Origin of the sequence: Mycobacterium shigaense, assembly GCF_002356315.1 — a bacterium.
Taxonomy (GTDB): Bacteria; Actinomycetota; Actinomycetes; order Mycobacteriales; family Mycobacteriaceae; genus Mycobacterium; species Mycobacterium shigaense.
Genome location: NZ_AP018164.1, coordinates 701,771 through 720,924 on the forward strand (window position 1 = coordinate 701,771; position 19,154 = coordinate 720,924).

The window sequence follows — 19,154 nt, forward strand, 5'->3', positions numbered from 1 at the left end:
CGAGGAGCCGAGGAGATGACCGTTTTCGCACGTCCCGGTGCTGCCGGGGCGCTGATGTCCTATGAGTCGCGCTACGACAACTTCATCGGGGGGCAGTGGGTGAAACCGGCCAAGGGTCTGTACTTCGAAAACCCGACACCGGTGACCGGGCAGGTGTTTTGCGAAGTCGCGCGCAGCGACGAGTCCGACGTCGACAAGGCACTCGACGCCGCCCACGCGGCCGCCCCCGCCTGGGGTAAGACGTCCCCGGGCGAGCGCGCCGCCGTGCTGAACAAGATCGCCGACCGCATCGAGGCCAACACCGACGCGCTGGCGCTGGCCGAGGTGTGGGACAACGGCAAACCCATCCGCGAGACGCTGGCCGCCGACATCCCGCTGGCCGCCGACCACTTCCGGTATTTCGCCGCGGCGATCCGCGCCCAGGAGGGCTCGCTGTCACAGATCGACGACGACACCGTCGCCTACCACTTCCACGAGCCGCTCGGGGTGGTCGGGCAGATCATCCCGTGGAACTTCCCGATCCTGATGGGCGCCTGGAAGCTGGCGCCGGCCCTGGCCGCGGGCAACACGGTGGTGCTCAAGCCCGCCGAGCAGACGCCGGCCTCGATCCTGTACCTGATGTCGCTGATCGGCGACCTGATCCCGCCGGGCGTGGTCAACATTGTCAGTGGCTTCGGCGTCGAGGCCGGCAAGCCGCTGGCGTCCAGTGACCGCATCGCCAAGGTGTCGTTCACTGGGGAGACCACCACCGGGCGGTTGATCATGCAGTACGCCTCGCAGAACCTGATCCCGGTCACGCTCGAGCTCGGCGGCAAGAGCCCGAACATCTTCTTCTCCGACGTGATGGCCGCCAACGACAACTTCCAGGACAAGGCCCTCGAGGGCTTCACGATGTTCGCCCTCAATCAGGGCGAGGTCTGCACCTGCCCGTCGCGCAGCCTGATCCAATCCGACATCCACGACGAGTTTCTGGAATTGGCCGCGATCCGCACCAAGGCGGTCCGGCAGGGCGACCCGCTGGACACCGAGACCATGCTGGGCTCGCAGGCCTCCAACGACCAGCTCGAAAAGATCTTGTCCTACATCGAGATCGGCAAGGCCGAGGGCGCCAAGGTCGTCACCGGCGGTGAGCGCGCCGAGCTCGGTGGCGACCTGTCCGGTGGCTACTACGTGCAGCCAACGATCTTCGCCGGCAACAACAAGATGCGTATTTTCCAGGAGGAGATCTTCGGGCCGGTGGTCGCGGTGACGTCGTTCGGCGACTACGACGACGCTCTCGCGATTGCCAACGACACCCTGTACGGCCTCGGTGCCGGCGTGTGGAGCCGCGACGGCAACACCGCCTACCGCGCCGGCCGCGATATCAAGGCGGGCCGGGTGTGGGTGAACTGCTACCACGTCTATCCGCCGCACGCGGCTTTCGGCGGATACAAGCAATCCGGGTTCGGCCGGGAAACCCACCAGATGGCGCTCGACCACTACCAGCAGACCAAGAATCTGCTGGTGTCCTACACCGACAAGGCGCAGGGCTTCTTCTGATGCGCGTCGGCGACGACGCAGAGCGCAGCGATGAGGAGGAGTGGCGCCATTATGTCGTGCCGGCGCCGGTGGTCGTCACCGCCGCGGCCGCCGAGTTGCTGACTCGACTGCAGGACCGGCACGGCCCGGTGATGTTCCACCAGTCCGGCGGCTGCTGCGACGGGTCGTCGCCGATGTGCTACCCGGTCGGGGACTTTCTAGTCGGCGATCGCGACGTCCTGCTCGGCGTCCTCGACGTGGCCGCTCCAGGCTCGGGGGGCGTGCCGGTGTGGATCTCGGGTCCGCAGTACCGTGCCTGGAAGCACACCCAGCTGGTCATCGACATCGTGCCGGGCCGCGGCGGCGGGTTCAGCCTGGAAGCTCCGGAGGGCGTGCGGTTCCTGAGCCGGGGCCGGGTCTTCACCGACGACGAAAAGGCTCAGCTGGCAGCCGCTCCCGTCATCACCGGCGCCGGCTACGAGCGCGGCGAACGTCCGGCGATACGCGGCCCGGTGGTCGGCGAGACCGCGCCGGAAACGTGCCCGGCTGGCCCTGCCGAACCGCAGTAAGGTCGTCAGAGTGATCCCGCTGCCGCGCCCCTGGCTGCTGGCCAGCGCCATGTTGATCGGCATCGCGGTCGGCCTGCTGGCGGGAGTCGCGGGCACGCTGGTGATGCACGCCCGGGTCCGCCCCGACATCATCATCGCCCTGGTCGCCGGGCTGCCCAGCATCCTCGGCCTGCTGGTGATTCTGTTCTCGGGGCGCCGGTGGGTCACCATGGTCGGCGCGTTCATCCTCGCCCTGACGCCCGGTTGGTTGGGGGTCCTCGTCGCAATCCAGGTGACCTCCGGTGCCTGACGACGAGGACACCGGTACGCGGGCCTTCGTGCCGGACTTCGGCGATTCCGAGGACAGCGGCGAGCACTCGGTGCCGTTCAAGCCGAATTTCGACGACACGGGCACGCTTCCGGCAAAGCCGTCCGCCGCGCCGGAGCCCGCGCACGAGGCCGAGGCCCCCGTCGAGCACGCCGAATCGGTTGCGGCGTCGGTGCACCCGGTCGCCGTCCCCGGGCGTTACCAGTACCTGAAGTGGTGGAAGCTGGTCCTGGTGATCCTGGGCGTGTGGATCGGCGCGGCCGAGGTCGGCCTCAGCCTGTTCTATTGGTGGTATCACACGATCGACAAGACGCCGGCGGTGTTCATGGTGCTGGTCTATGTCGTCGCGTGCGCGGTGGGCGGGGTGATGCTGGCGATGGTGCAGGGCAGGCCGCTGATCTCGGCGTTGTCCATCGCGGTGATGTCGGGGCCGTTCGCGTCCGTCGCCGCGGCGGCGCCGCTGTACGGCTATTACTACTGCGCGCGCGCGGGTCATTGTCTGATCGGCGTCATCCCGTATTGACCCATTAGGGTGGGCTCGTGACTTCTCACTATGACGTCGTCGTCCTCGGAGCCGGTCCCGGCGGTTATGTCGCCGCTATTCGTGCCGCGCAACTCGGCCTGAACACCGCAGTCGTCGAACCGAAATACTGGGGTGGCGTCTGCCTCAACGTCGGCTGCATCCCGTCCAAGGCGCTGCTGCGCAACGCCGAACTCGCGCACATCTTCACCAAAGAGGCCAAGACGTTTGGCATCAGCGGCGAGGCGACGTTCGATTACGGGGTCGCCTTCGACCGCAGCCGCAAGGTCGCCGAGGGCCGCGTCGCCGGCGTGCACTTCCTGATGAAGAAGAACAAGATCACCGAGATCCACGGCTACGGGAAGTTCACCGACGCCCACACGTTGTCGGTCGACCTGAACGAGGGCGGGACCGACACGGTCACCTTCGACAACATCATCATCGCCACCGGCAGCAGCACCCGGCTGGTTCCCGGCACCACGCTGTCGGAAAACGTGGTCACCTACGAGAAGCTGATCCTGACCCGGGAGCTGCCCCAGTCGATCATCATCGCCGGGGCCGGCGCCATCGGCATGGAATTCGGCTACGTGCTGAAGAACTACGGCGTCGACGTGACCATCGTCGAGTTCCTGCCGCGCGCGCTGCCCAACGAGGACGCCGACGCCTCCAAAGAGATCGAGAAGCAGTTCAAGAAGCTGGGCGTGAAGATATTGACCGGAACCAAGGTCGAGTCCATCACCGACGGTGGTTCCGAGGTCACGGTCAGCGTCAGCAAGGACGGCAACAACCAACAGCTCAAGGCCGAAAAGGTGTTGCAGGCCATCGGCTTTGCGCCCAACGTCGAGGGCTACGGGCTGGACGCCGCCGGGGTCGCGCTGACCGACCGTCGGGCCATCGGGATCACCGACTACATGCGCACCAACGTCGACCACATCTACGCCATCGGCGACGTCACCGGCAAGCTGCAGCTCGCCCACGTCGCCGAGGCCCAAGGGGTGGTCGCCGCCGAAACCATCGCCGGCGCAGAGACATTGGCGCTCGGCGACTACCGCATGCTCCCGCGCGCCACGTTCTGCCAGCCCAATGTGGCCAGCTTCGGGCTCACCGAGGAGCAGGCCCGCGACGAGGGTTACGACGTGGTGGTGGCGAAGTTCCCGTTCACTGCGAACGCCAAGGCGCACGGCGTCGGTGACCCGAGCGGATTCGTCAAGCTGGTCGCCGACGCCAAGTACGGCGAGCTGCTGGGCGGGCACCTGGTCGGCCACGACGTGTCCGAGCTGCTGCCGGAGCTCACACTGGCGCAGAAGTGGGACCTGACCGCCACCGAGCTGGCGCGCAACGTGCACACGCATCCGACCATGTCCGAGGCGCTGCAAGAGTGCTTCCACGGCCTAACCGGCCACATGATCAACTTCTAGCCGATGATCCGTGGGGACACCATTGTCGGTGCCATCGGCGGCGTGGTCGTCGGCTATGTGCTGTGGCTGATCGCCATCTCGGTTGCCGGCGACAACGCGACGGCCGGCCGGTGGGCACCGGTGGTCCTGGTGGCATCGGCCGTGCTGGCGCTGGTCGCCGGGGTATGGGGCTGGCGGCTGGGCCGGCGCGGCCGATATCCTTGGGCGGCATTGGCTTTCGGCCTGCCGACGCTGCCGGTGATACTCACGCTGGCCGTGCTGGCCAACATCTACATCTAACGGCTGCCCGGGTAGTCCAGCGGCACCTTCAGCGCGGTGATCGTCGCGGCCAGCGCGTCGTATTGTGTTGCGAGCAAGCAGAATTCGATGAGTAGCCGCCGATCAAGGTGCGCCGCCAGCTGTTGCCAGGTGTCGTCGCTGACGGACCGGTCATTGATCAACTCATCGGTCGCCTTGAGCAGCGCCTGTTGCCTGGCGCTCAAGATCTTTCGCGGTCCGTCGCCCTCCGGGACGTCGGGCCAGGCGAAGATCGTGGCCTGCATGTGAGCGTCCAGACCATGCTGGCGCGCCATCTGACGATGATGCTGCAGCTCGTATTCGCACGAGCGCAAATGCGCGACGCGCAGGATCACCAGTTCGGTGTCGACGCGCGGCAGTCGGCCGTGCAGCAGCCGGCCGCCGTAAAGCGACCACGCCCAAAACAGCCCCTGGCGCTGACCGAGCGTGGTGAACAGATGCATCTCGGGTGCCCGCGTGGTGCGCGCAGCCCCTTTGGCCAGGGCCCAGTTCAGCGGGCCGAGCCGGCGCAGCTTGCTGGACGACGGCACTCGCCCGACCTGCTCGTCGGTCATGTCTGCTTCACCAGATACGGCGAGACCGTGCTGCGGTGTTCGTCGAGGTCAAGTGATCGCCCCAGCGCGGGGAAGGCCCGCTGCGGGCAGTTGTCGCGTTCGCAGACCCGGCATCCCGCGCCGATGGGTGTCGCAACGTCCCCGGACAAATCGAGTCCTTCCGAGTAGACGAGCCGGTGCGCATGGCGAAGCTCGCAGCCCAGACCGATGGCAAAGGTTTTGCCGGGCTGACCATACCGCGCAGCGCGGCGTTCCACCGTGCGTGCCACCCACATATAGTTGCGCCCGTCGGGCATCTGCGCGATCTGCACTAGGATCTTGCCGGGGTAGGCGAACGTCTCGTAGACGTTCCACAACGGGCAGGTCCCACCGCTGGAGGAGAAGTGAAAACCTGTGGCGGACTGGCGCTTCGACATGTTCCCCGCCCGGTCCACCCGGACGAAGGAAAATGGCACGCCGCGCATCGACGGCCGCTGCATCGTGGAAAGCCGGTGTGCGATGGTCTCGTAACTCACCGAATAGAACGAGGACAGTCGCTCGACGTCGTAGCGAAAATTCTCCGCGACGTCGTGGAACTGGCGGTAGGGCAACACCGCGGCGGCGGCGAAGTAATTGGCCAATCCCAGCCGGGCCAGCGTGTGCGACTCCGGGCTGGTGAACTTGCCCTCGGCGACCATGCTGTTGATCAGGTCGCCGAACTCTAGGTAGGCCAGTTCGGCGGCCATCTTGAAAACCTGCTGGCCCAGTGACAGGTGGTTGTTGATTTCCAGCGTCTTGGTCCCGGTGTCGTAGCGGTGCAGCACGGCCTCGCCGAGGTCGATCCGCTTGGTGATGTGCACCCCGTGCACCTCGGTGAGTCGCCGCGTCAGCTCGCGGGCCAGATCGCCGTGGTGCAACCGCATCTGGTTGGTCAGGTTTTCGGCCGCGGTGTCCAGCTCGTGCAGGTAGTTCTGCCGCTCGTAGAAATAGTCGCGCACCTCTTCGTGCGGCATGGTGATCGAACCGCTGCCGCTGCTGCCGTCGAAGAACCTTTCCTCGGTGGCGGCGGCGAGCTGGGCGGTGGTGATCCGGTAGCGCCGGTGCAGGTTGACCACGGCCCGGGCCAGGGCGGGATGCGCGCTGACCATCTCGGCGATCTCGGGCGGGTCGACATCGATGTCCAGGTCGCGGTCCATCGTCACCTCCCGCAGTTCGGCGACCAGCCGGGTGTCGTCCTGCGGCGCGAAGAAGGTCGCGTCCACCCCGAACACCTCGGTGATGCGCAGCAGCACGGCGACCGTCAGCGGGCGGACGTCGTGTTCGATCTGGTTGAGATAACTCGGCGAGATGTCGAGCATCTGAGCCAGCGCCGCCTGAGAAAATCCGCGCTCACTGCGTAGTTGGCGCACGCGGGAGCCCACAAACGTCCGGGATGTCTTGGACATTTTTTGAGCGTACTCGCGAATGTGAAGGTGTGGTTTGCAGAGTTCGCACAGGTCGCTGGTCTTCGACCGGGCGCATCGGCATGATCCGCACCGGGGGCCTCGGGTTAGCCTGAGGTACGCAGGAACGTACAACGGGGAGCGCATTGGTGAGCCTGGACAAAAAAATGATGCCGGTGCTCGACGGTCATCCCGACGTGTTCGATCGCGAATGGCCGCTGCGGGTCGGCGACATCGACCGCACCGGCCGGCTGCGCTTGGACGCCGCCTGCCGGCACATCCAGGACATCGGCCAGGACCAGCTGCGCCAGATGGGTTTCGAGGAGACCCACCCGCTGTGGATCGTCCGCCGCACCATGGTCGACCTGATCCGCCCGATCGAGTTCCAGGACATGCTGCGCTGTCGGCGCTGGTGTTCGGGCACCTCGAACCGATGGTGCGAGATGCGGGTCCGCATCGACGGGCGCAAGGGCGGGCTGATCGAATCCGAGGCGTTCTGGATCAACATCAACCGGGAAACCCAGATGCCGTCGCGCATCGCCGACGACTTCCTGGCGGGCCTGCACAAGACGACGTCGGTCGACCGGCTGCGGTGGAAGGGCTACCTGAAGCCGTTCACCCGCGGCGAGGCGTCGGAGATCCACGAGTTCCCGGTCCGGGTCACCGACATCGACCTGTTCGATCACATGAACAACTCCGTGTACTGGAGCGTGATCGAGGACTACCTGGCGTCGCACCCCGAGCTGCTGGCCGGGCTTCCGGAACGGGCGCTGCGCATCACCATCGAGCACGAGGCTCCCGTCGCCCTAGGCGACAAACTCGAGATCCTGTCGCGTGTTCACCCGGCCGGATCCACGGATCAATTCGGCCCGGGGCTGGCCGATCGGGCTGTTACAACGCTCACATACGCGGTCGGCGACGAGACGAAAGCCGTCGCATCGATCTTCGCGGTTTAACCGGACAAGCGTACCGTTAAATCCCTGTGTGACCTGCGAATTCTTGTTACCAGCCGGTAGCTTCTGAAACGGTTAAGTTACACGCCTCCTTCGCAAGCTTCGCAAGTCTGGGCCGTGTCGTAGCCTAAATTGGCAACTGAAATGGGTGGACCAGCATCAACGGGCTATGCCATGGTCGTGTTAGCACGCCAGTGAAGTTAAGCCGTTAGCCACCGCCCAGCCGGCGGTGTGGCGTTAGCCGTTCACCATTTGAGTTGAAGGAGTCAAGCCCAATGTCTGTCGCTGGAGCCCCGAAGAGCGCCGAACAGATCAAGAAGGACTGGGACACCAACCCCCGTTGGAAGGGTGTCACCCGCACCTACAGCGCCGAGGACGTCCTCGCGCTGCAGGGCAGCGTCGTGGAGGAGGCCACCCTGGCCCGCCGCGGCGCCGAGGTGCTGTGGAACCAGCTGCACGACCTGGAGTTCGTCAACGCGCTCGGCGCGCTGACCGGCAACATGGCCGTCCAGCAGGTGCGCGCCGGCCTCAAGGCCATCTACCTGTCGGGTTGGCAGGTCGCCGGTGACGCCAACCTCTCCGGCCACACCTACCCCGACCAGAGCCTGTACCCGGCCAACTCGGTGCCGCAGGTCGTTCGCCGGATCAACAACGCGTTGCTGCGTGCCGACCAGATCGCCAAGGTCGAGGGCGACACCTCGGTGGAGAACTGGCTCGCCCCGATCGTCGCCGACGGTGAGGCGGGCTTCGGTGGCGCGCTCAACGTCTACGAGCTGCAGAAGGCCATGATCGCCGCCGGTGTCGCCGGTTCGCATTGGGAAGACCAGCTGGCCTCCGAGAAGAAGTGCGGCCACCTCGGCGGCAAGGTGCTGATCCCGACCCAGCAGCACATCCGTACCCTGACCTCGGCCCGTCTGGCGGCCGACGTCGCCGACGTGCCGACCGTCGTCATCGCGCGCACCGACGCCGAGGCGGCCACGCTGATCACGTCCGACGTCGACGAGCGCGACCAGCCGTTCATCACCGGTGAGCGGACCAAGGAAGGCTTCTACCGGGTCAAGAACGGCTTGGAGCCCTGCATCGCCCGGGCCAAGGCCTACGCGCCGTACTCTGACCTGATCTGGATGGAGACCGGCACTCCGGACCTGGAGCTGGCGGCGAAGTTCGCCGAGGGCGTCAAATCCGAGTTCCCCGACCAGATGCTGGCCTACAACTGCTCGCCGTCGTTCAACTGGAAGAAGCACCTCGACGACGCGACCATCGCCAAGTTCCAAAAGGAGCTGGGCGCAATGGGATTCAAGTTCCAGTTCATCACGCTGGCCGGCTTCCACGCGCTGAACTACTCGATGTTCGATCTGGCCTACGGCTACGCCCGCAACCAGATGAGCGCCTACGTCGAGCTGCAGGAGCGCGAGTTCGACGCCGAGGAGCGCGGCTACACCGCCACCAAGCACCAGCGTGAGGTCGGTGCGGGTTACTTCGACCGCATCGCCACCACGGTGGACCCGACCTCGTCGACCACCGCGCTGACCGGCTCGACCGAAGAGGGTCAGTTTCACTGAGGACGAGCGGGCCGCGGGCTCGCGAGGACGAAGTTGAACCGGCGGCGTCGGTCGCTGAGCTGAGGGCGAAAGGCCTGAGCCGCTGAGTTAGTCTGCCGAGCAGACGCAGAGTCGCACTTCTGCAGCCCAGTCGATGCGATTCTGCGTCTGCTCGCGCGTATGAGGAGGCAAAATTGGCAGCGATCCAGCGAGTAGGGGTTGTCGGGGCCGGGCAGATGGGCGCCGGCATCGCCGAGGTCTCGGTTCGGGCCGGTGTCGACGTGACCGTGTTCGAGACCACCGACGCGCTGATCACGGCGGGACGCAACCGCATCGTGAAGTCGCTCGAGCGCGGCGTCAGCGCCGGCAAGGTGACCGAGCGGGAGCGCGACCGCGCGCTGAGCAAGCTCACCTTCACCACGGATCTGAAGGACCTCGCCGACCGCCAACTCGTCATCGAGGCGATCATTGAAGACGACGCCATCAAGGCCCAGGTCTTCGCCGAACTCGACAGCGTCATAACCGACCCCGACGCGGTACTGGCGTCGAACACCTCCAGCATTCCGATCATGAGGATCGCCGCGGCCACCAAGAATCCGCAGCGCGTGCTGGGTCTGCACTTCTTCAACCCGGTTCCGGTGCTCCCGCTGGTCGAGTTGGTCAGCACCTTGGTCACCGACGAGGCCGCCGCCGCGCGCACCGAGGAGTTCGCCGCCGCGGTGCTGGGCAAGCAGGTGGTCCGTTGTTCGGACCGATCGGGGTTCGTGGTCAATGCGCTGCTGGTGCCCTACCTGCTGTCCGCGATCCGGATGGTCGAGGCCGGCTTCGCCACCGTCGACGATGTCGACAAGGCCATCGTTGCCGGGCTGTCGCACCCGATGGGTCCGCTGCGGCTGTCCGATCTCGTAGGCCTGGACACCCTCAAGCTGATCGCGGACAAGATGTTCGATGAGTTCAAGGAGCCGCATTACGCTCCGCCGCCCTTGCTGCTGCGCATGGTCGAGGCCGGCCGGCTGGGAAAGAAATCGGGCCAGGGCTTTTACGCCTACTGACGTGCGTTCTTTGGCGTACGTTTGGTTTGTTGGATAGGATCCTCGCGGTCCACTGACGAGAGGTTTTACCCGCGCATGACCCAATTGCGGCCGTATTACGAAGAATCCCAATCCATCTACGACGTTTCCAACGAATTTTTCGCCTTGTTCCTCGACCCCACGATGGCCTATACGTGCGCCTATTTCGAGCGTGACGACATGACTCTCGAAGAGGCGTCGAACGCGAAGTTCGACCTGGCGCTCGGGAAGCTCAACCTCGAACCGGGGATGACACTGCTGGACATCGGCTGCGGCTGGGGCGGTGCGCTGGTGCGGGCGATCGAGAAGTTCGACGTCAACGTCATCGGTATCACGCTGAGCCGCAACCAGTTCGAATACAGCAAAGCCAAGCTCGCCAAGATTCCGACCGACCGCACCGTCGAGGTGCGGCTGCAGGGCTGGGAGGAATTCGAGGACAAGGTCGACCGGATCGTCACCATCGGTGCCTTCGAAGCGTTCAAGATGGAACGGTATGCGGCGTTCTTCGAACGCTCCTACAACATCCTTCCCGACGACGGCCGAATGTTGCTGCACACCATCTTGACCTACACCCAGCAGCAACAGCTCGAGCGCGGCGTCAGCATCACGATGAACGACCTTCGTTTCGCGCGATTCATCGGCACCGAGATTTTCCCGGGCGGACAGCTGCCGGCGCAGGAAGACATTTTCAAGTTCGCGGGCGACGCGGGTTTCACGATCGAGCGGGTGCAGCTGCTGCAGGAGCACTACGAGCGCACGCTGCATCTGTGGGCGGCCAAGTTGGAAGCCAACAAGGAGAAAGCCATCGAGCTGCAATCGGAAGCCGTGTACGACAAGTACATGCATTACCTGACCGGGTGCGAGAAGTTCTTCCGGAAAGGGATCAGCAATGTCGGGCAGTTCACCTGCGTGAAGTAGGCGCCACGGCCCGTGCGGGCTACTTCACCAAGGTGAACTGATCGATGTCCGTGTAGCCCTCTCTGAACAGCTTGGCGCAGCCCGTCAGGTACTTCATGTACCGGTCGTAGACCTGCTGCGACTGAAGCGCGATGGCCTTGTCCTTATTGGACTCCAGCGCCTCGGCCCACAGGTCGAGGGTTCGCGCGTAATGGAGCTGCAACGACTGGGTGCGGGTGAGCTTGAAGCCGGCGTCGGACGCGTGCTCTTCCACCAAGTGCGGAGTGGGCAGCCAGCCGCCGGGGAAGATCTCGGTCAGGATGAACTGCGTGAAGTGCACGACCTCGTGCGTCAGTGGCCGCCCCTTGGCCCTGGCTTCCTTGAACGAGGGGCGCACGATCGTGTGCAGCATCATGATGCCGTCGGCCGGCAGCACCGAATACGCCATCTCGAAAAAGCGGGCCCAGCGCGCGCGGCCGAAGTGCTCGAAGGCGCCGATCGACACGATCCGGTCGACCGGCTCGTCGAACTTCTCCCAGCCTTCCAGCAACACTCGCCGGGTGCGCGGGGTGTCCAGCTCGTCGAACGACTTCTGCACGTGCTCGGCCTGGTTCTCGGACAGGGTCAGGCCCACGACGTTGACGTCGTATTTCTCGATCGCTCGGCGCAGGGTGGCCCCCCAGCCGCAGCCGATGTCGAGCAGTGTCATCCCGGGCTCGAGGTTGAGCTTGCCCAACGACAGGTCGATCTTGGCCAGCTGAGCCTCGTGCAGCGTCATGTCGTCACGTTCGAAGTAAGCGCAGCTGTAGGTCTGGGTGGGGTCCAGAAACAGCCGGAAGAAGTCGTCGGACAGGTCATAGTGCGCCTGCACGTTCTCAAAATGGGGCGTGAGCTGCGCGGACATTAGAAGGTAAGCCTTTCTATGGCCTGGGGCGTTGGGCTGCCGACTGACAAATGGGGTCGGTCTGCCCCGGGAGCATCTCTGCATGCTATCGGCTGGAGCAGGTTGGGACTGCACGCCCGGCTGGAGTCCCGGGTCACGCGGGTGCGCGCAATCGACAAACGAATGGGAGGGTTCGCCTCGCCGGACCTGCTCAGCGTGCGTCGGGCGGCACAGTCGGGGCAGGGTGGGGTTCTGCGCGGAATCTCTCCAGGGACCCGCCGACCTGGACGATGCCGCACAGCGCGCTCCAGCTGAGCATGGTCAGGTAGTCGATCAACTCGTCGCGGGTCATCCGCGGATCCGACATCCACGAGTGGGTAGCCAGCTGCACGCCGCCGACGATCAGGTAGGACCAGGGTTCCGCGCCGCCGGTGTCCACGCCGCTCTGCTGCATGCGGCGGCGCATCAGCACCGCGATCATGCGGGCGATGATCCGCTCGGAGTCGGCGATCACCTTGCTCTTGCTGGCCGAGCTGTTCGCCATCACGAACCGGTACGGCTCTGGTTCGTTGGCCACCGTTTCGACGTACACCCGGATCACCTCGCGGGTCAGGTCGATACCGTCGAGGTCCGACAGCAGGGCGGCGGCCATGTTGGGGATCAGAGTCGTCTGGGTGAACCGCATCATCACCGCGGTCGTCAGGTCGTTCTTGTCGACGAAGTAGCGGTAGAGCACGGTCTTGGAGACGCCGATCTCCGCGGCGATCTCGTCCATACTCAGGTAGCGGCCGAGTCTGCGGATTGCTTCGATGGTCCCGTCGACCAGCTCGTTGCGCCGGTCGACCTTGTGTTGATGCCAGCGCCGCTTACGACCGTCCGTCTTCGCGGTCGCCGCCGGGATTCGCTCTGCCACAGTCGCCGATTCCATTCCGTAGACGACTTGATACTACGGTGTGCCGCGGTGGGTTGGGGGACCCGACGCGACCGCCCGACAACCGCGCTGACCAGTTGTCGTAACACATACTCGCCCCGGCAATACATGATGGTGTGGTGGTACACAGAGCCCCGCAGAAATCCGAGACATCGGGACCGCCCGCCGCTGCGGGCAGCACCCGCACGTCCTTCGCGGAATCCTTCGCCGGGGCCGACCCGAAGGCAGACGCCGAGCGGCGGGTGGCGCTGCGCCGGATGAAACTGGTGGCGCTGAGTTTCCTGATCGGTGCCACGGTCGTCTTCCTCGCCTGCCGGTGGGCGCAGGCCCATGCCGTCACCGGCGCGTGGGTCGGTTACGTCGGCGCGGCCGCCGAAGCCGGCATGGTGGGCGCGCTGGCCGACTGGTTCGCGGTGACCGCGCTGTTCAAGCACCCGTTGGGCATCCCGATTCCGCACACCGCGATCATCAAGCGCAAGAAGGACCAGCTCGGCGAGGGCCTGGGCACCTTCGTGCGGGAGAACTTTCTGTCGCCGGCGGTGGTAGAGGCCAAGCTGCGCGACGCTCAGGTGCCCGGCCGGCTCGGCAAGTGGCTGTCGGAGACCGCACATGCCCACCGGGTCGCCAGCGAGGCGGCAACGGTGCTGCGCGTGCTGGTGGAGCTGTTGCGCGACGAGGACGTCCAGCAGGTGATCGACCGGATGATCGTGCGCCGCATCGCCGAGCCGCAGTGGGGCCCGCCGGTGGGCCGGGTGCTGGGGACGCTGCTGGCCGAGAACCGGCAGGAGGCGCTGATCCAGTTGCTCGCCGACCGGGCGTTCCAGTGGTCGCTGAACGCGGGCGAGATCATCCAGCGGGTGGTCGAGCGCGATTCGCCGACCTGGTCGCCGCGCTTCGTCGATCATCTCGTCGGCGACCGCATCCACCGCGAGCTGATGGACTTCACCGACAAGGTGCGCCGCAACCCCGACCACGAGCTGCGGCGCTCGGCTACCCGCTTCCTGTTCGAATTCGCCGATGACCTGCAGCACGACCCGGACACCATCGCGCGCGCGGAAACCGTCAAGGAGCAGCTGATGGCCCGCGATGAGATCGCCGGCGCGGCGGCGACGGCGTGGAAGACGCTGAAGCGGCTGGTGCTCGAGGGCGTCGACGACCCGTCGTCGGCGTTGCGTACCCGCATCGCCGACACTGTGATTCGCATCGGGGAGTCGCTCCGCGACGACGCCGACCTGCGCGACAAGGTGGACAGCTGGATCGTGCGGGCGGCCCAGCACCTGGTCACCCAGTACGGGGTCGAAATCACCGCGATTATCACCGACACGATCGAGCGCTGGGACGCCGAGGAGGCCAGCCGGCGCATCGAGCTGCACGTCGGTCGTGACCTGCAGTTCATCCGGATCAACGGAACCGTGGTGGGATCTCTGGCCGGCCTGGTGATTTACGCCGTCGCGCAGCTGTTCTTCTAGCGGCGGTGGCTAGTAGCGCTAACAAGTGCTTGCAAAAGCAAGCACTTGTCTCTACGCTGATGCCGGATACGGCGATCGGACTGAGGAGCACGCGATGTCGTCGGAGGACAAACTCTCCGCCAAGGTGTCGATCGCTGCCTCCGACATGGCCTCCGACATCGGCAGCTTCATCCGCACCCAGCGGGAAAACGCTCAGGTGTCGGTCCGCCAGCTGGCCGAGCGGGCCGGCGTGAGCAACCCATACTTGAGCCAGGTCGAACGCGGACTGCGCAAGCCGTCGGCCGATGTTCTCAATCAGATCGCCAAGGCGCTGCGGGTGTCAGCAGAAGTCCTTTACGTGCAGGCCGGCATTCTTGAGCCGAGTGACAAGAGCCAGGTGCGTGACGCCATCGTCACCGACACGGCCATCACCGAGCGGCAAAAGCAAATACTGCTCGACATCTACACCTCGTTCGCCCAACAGAATGAATCCGTATCCAACGCCGAAGAGGAGTGTTCGTCGCCCGACGAGGCCGTGCAGGCATAGACCGGCGGCCATCGGGCTATTCACAAGCAAGGCAAGTGATCCCACCGCTGCGGGCCGCTACCGGGCTGAGTACCGACAACGCAGTCGACATCGGCCCGGCCTGAGCCCCGGGTGCGTCCACCGCACCGATGTCCCCTCAATCCTCAATCTGACCCGACCGATTGGAGGTTTTTGGCAAGCCGCGTGCGACGTCAATCCGCGGGTCTTGACCCTCCCCTCGAGGGAGCCTGCGCTTGCCCCAACTTCCCTATGAATGACGCAACACGACCGATAACGAATCCAAACCAGAAAGGAAACAGCATGGCCGAAAACTCGAACATCGAAGAATTGCGGGCTCCGTTGCTGGCGGCCCTGGGCGCCGCGGACCTGGCCCTGGCCACCGTGAACGAGCTCATCGCCGGCCTGCGTGAGCGCGCCGAGGACACCCGCACCGACACCCGCAGCCGGGTCGAGGAGAGCCGTGCCCGCCTGGCCAAGCTGCAGGACGACCTGCCCGACCAGTTCACCGAGCTGCGCGAGCGCTTCACCCCCGAGGAGCTGCGCAAGGCGGCGGAGGGCTACCTGGATGCCGCGACCAACCGGTACAACGAGCTGGTCGAGCGCGGCGAAGCCGCGTTGCAGCGCCTGCGCAGCCAGCGGCCGTTCGAGGAGACCACGGCGCGCGCCGAGGGCTACGTCGACCAGGCCGTCGAGCTGACCCAGGAGGCCCTCGGCACCGTCGCGACGCAGACCCGCGCGGTCGGCGAGCGGGCCGCCAAGCTGGTCGGTATCGAGCTGCCCAAGAAAGCGGAGTCGGTCAAGGCGGCGGCGAAGGCCCCGGCCAAGAAGGCCCCGGCCAAGAAGGCCCCGGCGAAGAAGGCCCCGGCGAAGAAGGCCCCAGCCAAGAAGGTCACCCAGAAGTAGGTTCGACCTCCGGGTTGCCCTTCGGGGCAACCCGGAGTCGACGTTTTCGACGCGGCCCGCATACCCTTAAGGCGTGAGTCACGCCGTGGGTACCGTCATGTTGATCTTGCAGATCGCCGTCCTGGTGACCGCGGTGTACGCGTTCATTCACGCGGCGATGCAGCGCACCGACGCCTACACCGCCGCCGACAAGCTGACCAAGCCGGTGTGGCTGGTGATCCTGGGCGGCGCCGTGGCCCTGACATCCATCCTGAGTTTCGTCTTCGGCGTGCTCGGCATGGCGATCGCCGCCTGCGCGGCGGGCGTGTATCTGGTCGACGTGCGGCCCAAGCTCCTCGAAATTCAGGGCAAGTCGCGCTAGACGGATGAAAGCCCTGCTGGCTCTGTCGGCGATGACGACTGCCGCGATGGCGGGCCTCTCACCGGCGGCGGCCACGGCCTCGGCAGATCCGGCGTACTCCCCGCCCTTCATCGATCACACCCAATGGACGCAATGGCAGCGGCTGACCAGCCTGCGGGTTTTCCCGACGCCGTCGGGGCGAGCGGCCGCCCGGCAGCCCGGCGGTGACGCCGCCGCCGACGAGGCCTGGACCGAGGTACTCGCGAAGTCGCCGAATGCGGACACCCCGGGCATGCGCGCCCAATTCTTCTGTCACTGGCAACTGGCCGAACTCGTCCAGCCCGGCAAACCCAGCTGGAACCTGGAACCGTGGCGACCGGTCGTCGACGACGCCGAGATGACCGCGACCGGGTGTAACCCCGGCGGCCCGGAGGAACAATTCTGATGGACACCGACGTCAGCAGGAAGCGCGTCGCGGCGCTGGTGGACCACACCCTGCTCAAACCCGAAGCCACCGAGGCCGACGTGGCTGCGCTGGTCGCCGAGGCCGTCGACCTCGGTGTCTACGCGGTGTGCGTGTCGCCGTCGATGGTGCCGGTCGCGGTGGCGGCCGGCGGCGGCGTGCCGATCGCCGCCGTGGCCGGTTTTCCGTCCGGCAAGCACGAGTCGGCGGTCAAGGCAGACGAGGCCGCCCGGGCCGTCGCTGCCGGGGCCGTCGAGATCGACATGGTCATCGACGTCGGCGCCGCGCTGGCCGGAGCGCTCGACGCTGTGCGGCACGACATCCGCGCCGTGCGGGCGGCGGTGCCGGCCGCGGTGCTCAAGGTGATCGTGGAATCGGCGGTCCTATTGAGGCAGTCGGAGAGCACGCTGACCGGCGTCTGCCGAGCCGCCGAGGACGCCGGCGCCGACTTCGTCAAAACCTCAACTGGCTTTCATCCCGCGGGCGGGGCATCGGTGCGGGCGATCGCGCTGATGGCCGAGACCATCGGCGGGCGCCTCGGCGTCAAGGCCAGCGGCGGCATTCGCACCGCCGCCGACGCGATCGCGATGCTGGACGCCGGCGCCACCCGGCTGGGCCTGTCCGGCACCCGGGCCGTCCTCGACGGGCTGGGCAGGTAGTGCGCGACACCTAGATGTTGGCGAAGCAGGAGTCGTTGTTGTCGCCGGCGGGAATGGTGGCGTTCTGCGTCGAGAAGTGACTCGTCACGCCGGTGGGGGTCACCTGCACGCTGTCTGCGTGGATGCCCAGCGGGTAGTTGGCGGTCAGTTTCGCGGTGTAGGCGTCCAGCGTCGACTGGATGCTCTCCCGCGGCAGCGTCAGGCCCAGCGCGTTGAAGCTCTGGATCTGCAGCTGGATTCCGGTGCCGGAGACCACCGGCTTGGTGGTGATGTTGTCGAGCATGCCCTTCAGCTCGATGGTGCCGTCGGCGGGATGGGTGGTGACGCTGTTGGTGACGAACTCGCCCAGAATCGGAATCGCGTTCTGCACGGACTGCTTGATGCCGTCACTCGTCCAGGTGATGGTGGCGTCCAGCGAGCCTACGGTGCCCTTCGACGTCGAGGTTCGGTCCAGCTTGACGTTCTTGATGCTGATGTCGATCTTCATGCCCTTGGCGTCGCGGATCTGGTTGCCGGCGGTCGCCACCGAGATGTTGGTGAAGTGTTGGGTGGCGAGCTGCCACAGGAGCAGCGGCGCCACCCCGAACGACGCGGTGGCCTGGTCCTGAACCTCACAGGCGACGGCCTGGGCGACCTTGGTGTCGGCGACGTGCCGCGCGTACAGCTCGCCACCGATCAGGCCGGCGATGACGAGCGAGACCACGATGATGCCGATCAGCACGAGCGACAGCGGGTCACGAATGGACCGCCGTTTGCGCTGCTCCTCCGGCGCCGGCTGGCCGCCGGGGCTGGACGGCCGCGCGCTGGGGCGCGGGGCGACCGGCGGGGGCGGCGGGCTCGGCGGCGGCTCCGCGGTGGCGCCGAATTGCTCGGTGCGCTCCTGCGGATGGACGGGCGTGGTCGGCGGTGACACGTCAGGGCCGCCGGTGCCGAAATGCTCGGTGGGCCGCGCGGTGGTCGGCGGTTCGCCGGACGGACCCTGGTTGCCGGGCTGGGCCCACGGTGGCGGGCCCGCGTTCGGTGGTCCTGGTGGGTTCGTCACCGGACCGATTCTGCCGTATCGCACCGAGCAAAGTCGGACTGGTTGCGCAGCACCGCGATGCTCTCGCGGGCCTTCGCGACTCGGTCGAGGTCGATGTCGGCAACCACCAACTGCGGCTCGGAGCCGGCAGACGCGATGACTTCACCCAACGGCGAGGCCACCAGACTGCCGCCCACCCCGGTCGGCGCGCCCGAGCCGAATCCCGAGCGTGCCAGCGTGTCGCCGGGGTCGGCCTGACCGGCTGCGGCGATGTAACTCTGCGAGTCCAGCGCCCGGGCGCGGGCGAGCAGCGTCCACTGCTCGAGCTTGCCCGGACCCGAACCCCAGGACGCACAGACAACGATGAGTTGGGCGCCGCGCCGGGCCAGCTCGGTGTAGAGGGCGGGAAACCGGATGTCATAGCAAACGGTCAACCCGATGCCGACGCCGTCGACCGTGATCACCACCGGCTCGCGACCGGGTGCGACCGTACGCGACTCGGTGAAGCCGAACGCGTCATACAGGTGGATCTTGTCGTAGTGGGCCCACACCCCATCCGAGGGCTGATTCGGCGGACCCGGGCTCGCCGCGATGACGGTGTTCGTCACCCGCCCGTCGCCGGACGGGGTGAACATGCCGGCGATCACGGTGACTCCGGAGTCGGCGGCGATCCGCCGGACACCGTCGCCCCACGGCCCGTCGACCGGCTCGGCGATCGGCTCCAGCGGCACCCCGAACCGGCACATGGTTGCCTCCGGGAAGACCACCAGCGCGGCACCGGCGTCTGCGGCACGGGCGGTGTATTCACGCACCAGCTGCAGGTTCGCCGCCGGATCGGTGCCGCTGAGGAGTTGCGCCAGGGCGATTCGCATAGCCGCCAGCTTAGGCGCGGCG

Annotated in this window: 22 protein-coding genes; 16 read left to right on the forward strand and 6 right to left on the reverse strand. The window is 66.3% G+C overall.

The features are described from left to right. Window positions 1–15 precede the first annotated feature (15 nt). From exaC to MSG_RS03345, 6 genes are read left to right on the forward strand one after another with little or no spacing between them, the layout of a single operon-like run. Window positions 16–1,539, forward strand: coding sequence for an acetaldehyde dehydrogenase ExaC (exaC, locus tag MSG_RS03320; RefSeq protein ID WP_096437080.1), 1,524 nt, complete (start codon window positions 16–18; stop codon window positions 1,537–1,539). After that, window positions 1,539–2,087, forward strand: coding sequence for a DUF779 domain-containing protein (locus MSG_RS03325; protein ID WP_096437082.1), 549 nt, complete (start codon window positions 1,539–1,541; stop codon window positions 2,085–2,087). Before exaC ends, MSG_RS03325 begins: the two co-directional genes overlap by 1 nt. A gap of 10 nt (window positions 2,088–2,097) precedes the next feature. Continuing rightward, on the forward strand, window positions 2,098–2,376 hold the full coding sequence (locus MSG_RS03330) for a putative holin (protein WP_181159119.1): 279 nt from the start codon (window positions 2,098–2,100) through the stop codon (window positions 2,374–2,376). Further along, window positions 2,369–2,917 carry a hypothetical protein gene (locus MSG_RS03335; protein ID WP_096437084.1) on the forward strand — a complete coding sequence of 183 codons (549 nt, stop codon included), beginning with the start codon at window positions 2,369–2,371 and terminating at the stop codon, window positions 2,915–2,917. Before MSG_RS03330 ends, MSG_RS03335 begins: the two co-directional genes overlap by 8 nt. A gap of 17 nt (window positions 2,918–2,934) precedes the next feature. Beyond that, entirely contained in the window at window positions 2,935–4,332 is a 1,398-nt protein-coding gene (gene lpdA / locus MSG_RS03340; RefSeq protein ID WP_096437086.1) for a dihydrolipoyl dehydrogenase, read from the forward strand. A gap of 3 nt (window positions 4,333–4,335) precedes the next feature. Continuing rightward, a complete protein-coding gene (locus MSG_RS03345) occupies window positions 4,336–4,611 on the forward strand; it encodes a hypothetical protein (protein WP_096437088.1) in 276 nt (91 codons plus the stop codon). Here MSG_RS03345 and MSG_RS03350 read toward each other — a convergent pair. Together MSG_RS03350 and ramB are read right to left on the reverse strand one after the other, a co-directional pair. Beyond that, window positions 4,608–5,183 (reverse strand): carboxymuconolactone decarboxylase family protein, encoded by a 576-nt coding sequence (locus tag MSG_RS03350; RefSeq protein WP_096437090.1) that lies wholly within the window; start codon window positions 5,181–5,183, stop codon window positions 4,608–4,610. The genes MSG_RS03345 and MSG_RS03350 overlap by 4 nt on opposite strands. Further along, a complete protein-coding gene (gene ramB / locus MSG_RS03355; protein ID WP_096437092.1) occupies window positions 5,180–6,607 on the reverse strand; it encodes an acetate metabolism transcriptional regulator RamB in 1,428 nt (475 codons plus the stop codon). Before ramB ends, MSG_RS03350 begins: the two co-directional genes overlap by 4 nt. Window positions 6,608–6,753: 146 nt before the next feature. On the opposite strand from ramB, the gene MSG_RS03360 reads away from it, so the two are divergent. The 4 genes from MSG_RS03360 to MSG_RS03375 all read left to right on the forward strand — a co-directional run bounded on the left by MSG_RS03360 (window position 6,754) and on the right by MSG_RS03375 (window position 11,086). Further along, on the forward strand, window positions 6,754–7,560 hold the full coding sequence (locus MSG_RS03360; protein WP_096437094.1) for an acyl-[acyl-carrier-protein] thioesterase: 807 nt from the start codon (window positions 6,754–6,756) through the stop codon (window positions 7,558–7,560). Between the two features lie 272 nt (window positions 7,561–7,832). After that, a complete protein-coding gene (gene aceA, locus MSG_RS03365; protein ID WP_096437096.1) occupies window positions 7,833–9,119 on the forward strand; it encodes an isocitrate lyase in 1,287 nt (428 codons plus the stop codon). Between the two features lie 173 nt (window positions 9,120–9,292). After that, entirely contained in the window at window positions 9,293–10,150 is an 858-nt protein-coding gene (locus tag MSG_RS03370) for a 3-hydroxybutyryl-CoA dehydrogenase (protein WP_096437098.1), read from the forward strand. Between the two features lie 75 nt (window positions 10,151–10,225). Continuing rightward, window positions 10,226–11,086 (forward strand): cyclopropane mycolic acid synthase family methyltransferase, encoded by an 861-nt coding sequence (locus MSG_RS03375; protein ID WP_096437100.1) that lies wholly within the window; start codon window positions 10,226–10,228, stop codon window positions 11,084–11,086. 19 nt (window positions 11,087–11,105) lie between these two features. Here the strand turns inward: MSG_RS03375 and pcaA are convergent, their stop codons facing one another. Continuing rightward, the gene (pcaA, locus tag MSG_RS03380; RefSeq protein WP_096437102.1) at window positions 11,106–11,969 is read right to left on the reverse strand and encodes a cyclopropane mycolic acid synthase PcaA; all 864 of its coding nucleotides are present in this window, start codon (window positions 11,967–11,969) and stop codon (window positions 11,106–11,108) included. Window positions 11,970–12,159: 190 nt separating this feature from the next. Then, a complete protein-coding gene (locus MSG_RS03385; protein ID WP_096444008.1) occupies window positions 12,160–12,861 on the reverse strand; it encodes a TetR/AcrR family transcriptional regulator in 702 nt (233 codons plus the stop codon). A 134-nt stretch (window positions 12,862–12,995) separates the two neighbouring features. Here MSG_RS03385 and MSG_RS03390 point away from each other — a divergent pair, with 134 nt between their 5' ends. The 6 genes from MSG_RS03390 to deoC all read left to right on the forward strand — a co-directional run bounded on the left by MSG_RS03390 (window position 12,996) and on the right by deoC (window position 17,239). Then, the gene (locus MSG_RS03390; RefSeq protein WP_096437104.1) at window positions 12,996–14,348 is read left to right on the forward strand and encodes a DUF445 domain-containing protein; all 1,353 of its coding nucleotides are present in this window, start codon (window positions 12,996–12,998) and stop codon (window positions 14,346–14,348) included. Between the two features lie 94 nt (window positions 14,349–14,442). Then, complete coding sequence (locus MSG_RS03395) at window positions 14,443–14,874, forward strand: helix-turn-helix domain-containing protein (RefSeq protein ID WP_096437106.1); 432 nt, start codon at window positions 14,443–14,445, stop codon at window positions 14,872–14,874. 300 nt (window positions 14,875–15,174) lie between these two features. Beyond that, the gene (hbhA, locus tag MSG_RS03400) at window positions 15,175–15,777 is read left to right on the forward strand and encodes a heparin-binding hemagglutinin HbhA (protein WP_096437108.1); all 603 of its coding nucleotides are present in this window, start codon (window positions 15,175–15,177) and stop codon (window positions 15,775–15,777) included. A gap of 73 nt (window positions 15,778–15,850) precedes the next feature. After that, window positions 15,851–16,138 carry a DUF2516 family protein gene (locus MSG_RS03405; RefSeq protein ID WP_181159118.1) on the forward strand — a complete coding sequence of 96 codons (288 nt, stop codon included), beginning with the start codon at window positions 15,851–15,853 and terminating at the stop codon, window positions 16,136–16,138. A gap of 4 nt (window positions 16,139–16,142) precedes the next feature. Beyond that, window positions 16,143–16,562: a DUF2599 domain-containing protein gene (locus MSG_RS03410; RefSeq protein WP_096437112.1), complete on the forward strand. Its 420-nt coding sequence runs from the start codon at window positions 16,143–16,145 to the stop codon at window positions 16,560–16,562. Continuing rightward, on the forward strand, window positions 16,562–17,239 hold the full coding sequence (gene deoC, locus MSG_RS03415; RefSeq protein WP_096437114.1) for a deoxyribose-phosphate aldolase: 678 nt from the start codon (window positions 16,562–16,564) through the stop codon (window positions 17,237–17,239). The genes MSG_RS03410 and deoC overlap by 1 nt, the downstream gene beginning before the upstream one ends. 10 nt (window positions 17,240–17,249) lie before the next feature. Here the strand turns inward: deoC and MSG_RS03420 are convergent, their stop codons facing one another. Both MSG_RS03420 and MSG_RS03425 read right to left on the reverse strand, forming a co-directional pair. Beyond that, entirely contained in the window at window positions 17,250–18,281 is a 1,032-nt protein-coding gene (locus MSG_RS03420; RefSeq protein ID WP_096437116.1) for an LmeA family phospholipid-binding protein, read from the reverse strand. Then, window positions 18,278–19,132 carry a carbon-nitrogen hydrolase family protein gene (locus tag MSG_RS03425; protein ID WP_096437118.1) on the reverse strand — a complete coding sequence of 285 codons (855 nt, stop codon included), beginning with the start codon at window positions 19,130–19,132 and terminating at the stop codon, window positions 18,278–18,280. Before MSG_RS03425 ends, MSG_RS03420 begins: the two co-directional genes overlap by 4 nt. Between the last annotated feature and the right edge of the window lie 22 nt (window positions 19,133–19,154).

What these genes read in the sequence shown, in the direction of transcription:
- exaC (WP_096437080.1), top strand. Translation starts at nt 16, where the DNA reads ATGACCGTTTTCGCACGTCCCGGTGCTGCCGGGGCGCTGATGTCCTAT.
- MSG_RS03325 (WP_096437082.1), top strand. Translation starts at nt 1,539, where the DNA reads ATGCGCGTCGGCGACGACGCAGAGCGCAGCGATGAGGAGGAGTGGCGC.
- MSG_RS03345 (WP_096437088.1), top strand. Translation starts at nt 4,336, where the DNA reads ATGATCCGTGGGGACACCATTGTCGGTGCCATCGGCGGCGTGGTCGTC.
- MSG_RS03350 (WP_096437090.1), bottom strand. Translation starts at nt 5,183, where the DNA reads ATGACCGACGAGCAGGTCGGGCGAGTGCCGTCGTCCAGCAAGCTGCGC.
- ramB (WP_096437092.1), bottom strand. Translation starts at nt 6,607, where the DNA reads ATGTCCAAGACATCCCGGACGTTTGTGGGCTCCCGCGTGCGCCAACTA.
- aceA (WP_096437096.1), top strand. Translation starts at nt 7,833, where the DNA reads ATGTCTGTCGCTGGAGCCCCGAAGAGCGCCGAACAGATCAAGAAGGAC.
- MSG_RS03375 (WP_096437100.1), top strand. Translation starts at nt 10,226, where the DNA reads ATGACCCAATTGCGGCCGTATTACGAAGAATCCCAATCCATCTACGAC.
- pcaA (WP_096437102.1), bottom strand. Translation starts at nt 11,969, where the DNA reads ATGTCCGCGCAGCTCACGCCCCATTTTGAGAACGTGCAGGCGCACTAT.
- MSG_RS03395 (WP_096437106.1), top strand. Translation starts at nt 14,443, where the DNA reads ATGTCGTCGGAGGACAAACTCTCCGCCAAGGTGTCGATCGCTGCCTCC.
- hbhA (WP_096437108.1), top strand. Translation starts at nt 15,175, where the DNA reads ATGGCCGAAAACTCGAACATCGAAGAATTGCGGGCTCCGTTGCTGGCG.
- MSG_RS03410 (WP_096437112.1), top strand. Translation starts at nt 16,143, where the DNA reads ATGAAAGCCCTGCTGGCTCTGTCGGCGATGACGACTGCCGCGATGGCG.
- deoC (WP_096437114.1), top strand. Translation starts at nt 16,562, where the DNA reads ATGGACACCGACGTCAGCAGGAAGCGCGTCGCGGCGCTGGTGGACCAC.
- MSG_RS03425 (WP_096437118.1), bottom strand. Translation starts at nt 19,132, where the DNA reads ATGCGAATCGCCCTGGCGCAACTCCTCAGCGGCACCGATCCGGCGGCG.